The organism is Caulobacter sp. B11 (assembly GCF_002737765.1).
GTDB lineage: Bacteria > Pseudomonadota > Alphaproteobacteria > Caulobacterales > Caulobacteraceae > Caulobacter.
Map to the genome: position 1 here is coordinate 1 of NZ_PEGG01000216.1, position 4,440 is coordinate 4,440.

The 4,440-nt window shown below is 67.6% G+C and carries 4 protein-coding genes and 2 pseudogenes; 3 read left to right on the forward strand and 3 right to left on the reverse strand.

The window, feature by feature from the left end:
- Positions 1 to 6: 6 nt before the first annotated feature.
- Positions 7 to 1,913: pseudogene (gene feoB, locus CSW58_RS09410) on the reverse strand (ferrous iron transport protein B).
- Entirely contained in the window at positions 1,910 to 2,239 is a 330-nt protein-coding gene (locus CSW58_RS09415; RefSeq protein WP_099447103.1) for a FeoA family protein, read from the reverse strand. The pseudogene feoB and the gene CSW58_RS09415 overlap by 4 nt, the downstream one beginning before the upstream one ends.
- Positions 2,240 to 2,423: 184 nt before the next feature.
- Between CSW58_RS09415 and CSW58_RS09420 the strand changes: the two genes are divergently transcribed.
- From CSW58_RS09420 to CSW58_RS09430, 3 genes are read left to right on the forward strand one after another with little or no spacing between them, the layout of a single operon-like run.
- Positions 2,424 to 3,683 carry an EAL domain-containing protein gene (locus CSW58_RS09420; RefSeq protein WP_099447104.1) on the forward strand — a complete coding sequence of 420 codons (1,260 nt, stop codon included), beginning with the start codon at positions 2,424 to 2,426 and terminating at the stop codon, positions 3,681 to 3,683.
- A 41-nt stretch (positions 3,684 to 3,724) separates the two neighbouring features.
- Positions 3,725 to 3,901, forward strand: coding sequence for a CopG family transcriptional regulator (locus CSW58_RS09425; protein ID WP_099447105.1), 177 nt, complete (start codon positions 3,725 to 3,727; stop codon positions 3,899 to 3,901).
- Positions 3,889 to 4,161, forward strand: coding sequence for a type II toxin-antitoxin system RelE/ParE family toxin (locus CSW58_RS09430; protein ID WP_099447106.1), 273 nt, complete (start codon positions 3,889 to 3,891; stop codon positions 4,159 to 4,161). The genes CSW58_RS09425 and CSW58_RS09430 overlap by 13 nt, the downstream gene beginning before the upstream one ends.
- A 36-nt stretch (positions 4,162 to 4,197) precedes the next feature.
- On the opposite strand, the pseudogene CSW58_RS13755 reads toward CSW58_RS09430, so the two are convergent.
- Positions 4,198 to 4,412: pseudogene (locus CSW58_RS13755) on the reverse strand (NnrU family protein).
- Positions 4,413 to 4,440: the final 28 nt, after the last annotated feature.

The following is a 4,440-nucleotide window of genomic DNA, read 5'->3' on the forward strand; positions in this document are numbered from 1 at the left end:
TCCGGATCACCGGGGCGGGCGTTTTCGTTCGGGCTCAGCCGGCCCCATCGCCACGGCGATGTGATAGGTCGCGAACGAGGCCAGATAGGCCAGGCTGGTCATGTAGGGAACATCACCGCCGGCCAGGCCCAGCCATTGGTCTCGCGCTTGACCCACGCCGAGGGTCGCCGCGCACTGCGGGGGAAGATGTACCAGACCAGGAAGGACAGGGCGCTGGCCAGCGACCACTTGCCCGCCAGCACCGAGCCCAGGGCCGTCGACGAGTCTCGGCGTCGGCGACGGCATTAGACCGTCCCAAGGGCGGCGGACCGCCACCTCGCGCGCCGCGAAGCCGCGGGATCAGGGCGACCGTCATCTGCCAGTTGAACCCGATCGGGGCCAATCACCGGGGCGATGAAATGGCCGATCCGTCCGGCGAAGCTGTAGTCGATCGATCGCGGCCCTGTCGCCCCCTCCGGCGGATAGGGGAAGGTCGACAGCACCCAGACCAGCACCATCAGCGGCAGGATGATGCGACCGGCCCGGGTCAGGAAGATCCGCGCCCGGGTCCACAAATTCATCAGCACATTGCGCGGCTCGGGCCAGCGATAGGTCGGCAGCTCCATCATGAAGGGCTCGACCGCGCCGCGCCAGAACACCCGGCGGATGACCAGCGACACCAGCAGGGCGCTGACGATGCCGGCGGAATAGAGGCCAAACATCACCAGCCCTTGCAGGGACAGGCCGCCCCACACCGTCTTGGCCGGGATGAAGGCGCCGATGATCAGGGTATAGACCGGGATCCGCGCCGAGCAGGTCATCAGCGGGGCCACCAGGATCGTCGTCAGGCGGTCATGCTTGTTGTCGATCACCCGCGTGGCCATCACCCCGGGGATGGCGCAGGCGAAGCTGGACAGCAGGGGAATGAAGGCCCGGCCATGCAGGCCGGCCCCGCCCATGATCTTGTCCATCAGAAAGGCCGCGCGGGTCATGTAGCCGCTGTCTTCGAGCAGCAGGATGAAGAAGAACAGGATGACGATCTGCGGCAGGAAGACCAGCACGCTGCCCACCCCGGCGATCACCCCGTCGGTGACCAGGCTCTGCAGCAGGCCGTCGGGCAGGACGGCGGCGGCGAGGTCGCCGACCGCGGCGAAGGCGATCTCGATCAGGTCCATGGCCGGCGTCGCCCAGGTGAACACCGCCTGGAACATGACGAACAGAAGCAGGCCCAGGATCAGCAGGCCGCCGACCGGATTGAGCAACACGGCGTCGATCTTGCCGGTAATGGTGTCGGGCCGTTCGGGCGGCTTGACGCAGGCCTTGACGATCCGCTGCGCCTCGCCGTGGGCGGCGCGGATCTCGGCGGCGGTCGGTTCGCGCCAGACGCTGCCATGCTCGCCCTCGCGGCTCAGGGCCAGGGCCTCGACCTGAGCCATCAGTTCGTCGAGACCGCGCTTGCGGGTGGCGACGGTGGTGACGATCGGCGCGCCGATCTCGGCCGACAGGCGCTCCAGATCGATCCGCAGGCCCTGGCGCTGGGCGATGTCGTACATATTCAGAGCCAGCACAAAGGGCCGGCCGACCTGCTTGAGCTCGAGCACGAGCCGCAGCACCAGCCGCAGATTGGTGGCGTCGGCGACGCAGACCAGGACATCGGGAACGATCTCGCCGGCCAGCCGCCCCAGAACCGCGTCGCGGGTCACGGCCTCGTCCGGGCTGCGGGCGCGCAGGCTGTAGGTGCCTGGAAGATCCAGCAGGTGGGCGCCATGACCGCTCGGCAGGGTGATCACCCCCTCCTTGCGCTCGACCGTGACCCCGGCGTAGTTGGCGACCTTCTGGCGGCTGCCGGTCAGGGCGTTGAACAGGGCGGTCTTGCCGGAATTGGGATTGCCGACCAGGGCGATGCGGGTCGGCGGCGCGGCGGCCTCGGTCAAGACGGAGCCTCGTCGAATCTTACCGTCACGGCCCCGGCCTCGCGGCGACGCAGGGCGACCCGCATGTCATCGACGCGCACCGCGATCGGATCGGCGCCGAACAGGCCCTCGTGCAGAACCTCGACCCGCGCGCCTTCGACAAAGCCCATCTCGAGCAAACGGCGCTCGAGTTCCGCCATGTCGATGGCCTCGGGCGCGCCGGTGTCGCCGCCCACCCGCACGATGACGCCGCGCTCGCCCTTGACCGCCTGGCCCAGGGCGCGCTCAGACGACCGGAGCGGGGGCGCCGGGGTAGACTCGGTCGGGAAAGCCAAAACGTCGGACATCGTCGCCCCGGTAAAACTTGCGAACGATTATCAGCCTGACGCCGCCCTGTCGATGCAGGCCTGCACGTAAGGGCGTTTTGCGCATCAAGGGCGCGGCGTAATGGCCCAGCGGCGTTAATCTATTCGACTCGGACCGCCGCGGGAGACGATAGTTGACCCTAACGATTCGTATTTGGATGCGAAGATGCGACGACTGAAACTGGCGCTCTTGACCGGCGCCTATCTCTGTCTGGCCTTGATCGTCTCCCTGATGCTGTGGCGCACGGGAGCGGCTCCGGCTGTCGGTCTGTCGGCCTTCATCGCCACCCTGGGTCTTTGCTTCGCCTTCCACGGCATCATCGCCGGCGTTTTCGACAGCGCCCAACTGCGCCTCGATCTCGAGACCGTCCGCGAGGCCCACGCCATTCTGCTGGAACAGATCGAGAAGATCGACGGCCGCATGACCACCCTGGTCGAGAGCGTCGCCGAGGACGCCCAGAAGCGCTCGGCCGCCCTGACCAGCGAGGTCCACCAGCTGGAAGACGTCGTCCAGCGGATGAGCGAGCGCCTGGAACATCAGCTGACCTACCAGGTCGCCGCCGCCCGCAGCGAGACGCGGGACCGCTCGCCCCAGTCCACCGCGCTTCTGGAAGTGGTGCAAGACGCCCTGGCCGAGAACCGCGTCGACCTCTACCTGCAGCCGGTCGTCAGCCTGCCCCAGCGCCGCACGGTGTTCTACGAAAGCTTCTCGCGCCTGCGCGACGAGACCGGCCGCATCATGATGCCGGCCGAGTATCTGGCCGTGGCCGAGCCCTCGGGCCTGACCGCCGCCATCGACAACCTGCTGCTGTTCCGCTGCGTGCAGATCGTCCGCCGGCTGGCCAAGCAGGACCGCAAGGTCGGGATCTTCTGCAACATCTCGCTGGCCAGCCTGGCCGACGAGCAGTTCTTCGGCCAGTTCCTCGAGTTCCTGCAGGCCAACAAGGACCTGTCGGGCGCCCTGATCTTCGAACTGGGCCAGGCCGCCTTCGACAACCGCGGTCCGGTCGAGGCCCGCCACATGGCGCGTCTGGCCAGCCTGGGCTTCCGCTTCAGCCTCGACAAGGTCAATGACCTGGACCTGGACTTCCAGGACCTGGCCCGCGCCGACGTCAAGTTCCTGAAGATCGGCGCCCAGCTGATGCTGGAGCAGCTGGAGGAGCAGGACGGCAAGCTGGTCATCGCCTCCCTGCCCGACCTGAACGCCGCCGACTTCGCCGGCCTGACCCGTCGCTACGGCATCGAGGTGATCGCCGAGAAGGTCGAGCACGAGCGTCAGATCGTCGACATCCTCGAGCTCGACATCGGCTACGGCCAGGGCCACCTGTTCGGCGAGCCCCGCGCCGTCCGCGACGCCGTCCAGGCCGAGGCCGACCCGCCGGTCGACTTCATGCGCGGCGCCCTGCGCCGGCGGGCCGGGCGGTAGGGCGTCTACTCGGACCCTCGGCGATATGGTAGGCTGACCCCATGTCGAAGGCTGAGCCCTCCTTGTTCGACGAGACAGACGCCGCTGAAGCGGCCGCCGATGAGCGCGCTGAAGCCGATATCGCCGCCGGTCGAGTCGTGAGCCACAAGGCGATGAAGCGCTGGCTGTTGTCGTGGGGAACGCCCAACGAAGGCGCCCCGCCAAAGTGCGGCGAGTAGTCTGGACCGACGAAGCGCGCTCCAACCTGGCCGCCATTCGCGGTTACATCACCGAATTCAGCCCATTGGCCGCCCAACGTTTTGCGATGAAACTGGTCAGAACGGCCGAAAGCCTCGCCGAAAATCCGGGCCGCAGTAGACCTGTCGGACGACAACATCGCGAACTGGCGATCATCCGCCCCTATCTTGTCCGCTATCGGATCGAGGGAGACACGGTTTTCATCCTGCGCATTCGTCACGCGGCGCGAATACCGTCTTGACGGTTGCCGCCGTCAGGGACGGCGGCGAGGCCTGCCTCACCCCAGCGGCGAGACCCCGAACATCCAGCGGTGGGCGAACAGCAGGAAGAGCACATAAAGCCCGGCGCCGAACACCACGGCGATCACGTCGCTGACCACCGAGCCGCGCGGCGGCGGCGGGTCGCCGCGCAGGCTGACCGACACCAGATCAACCGCCGCATAGGCCAGAAAGGCCCGAACAGGATCACCGACGCCAGGTCGCCATTGGCCATCAGATGGGCGAAGGCCCACAGGACGACC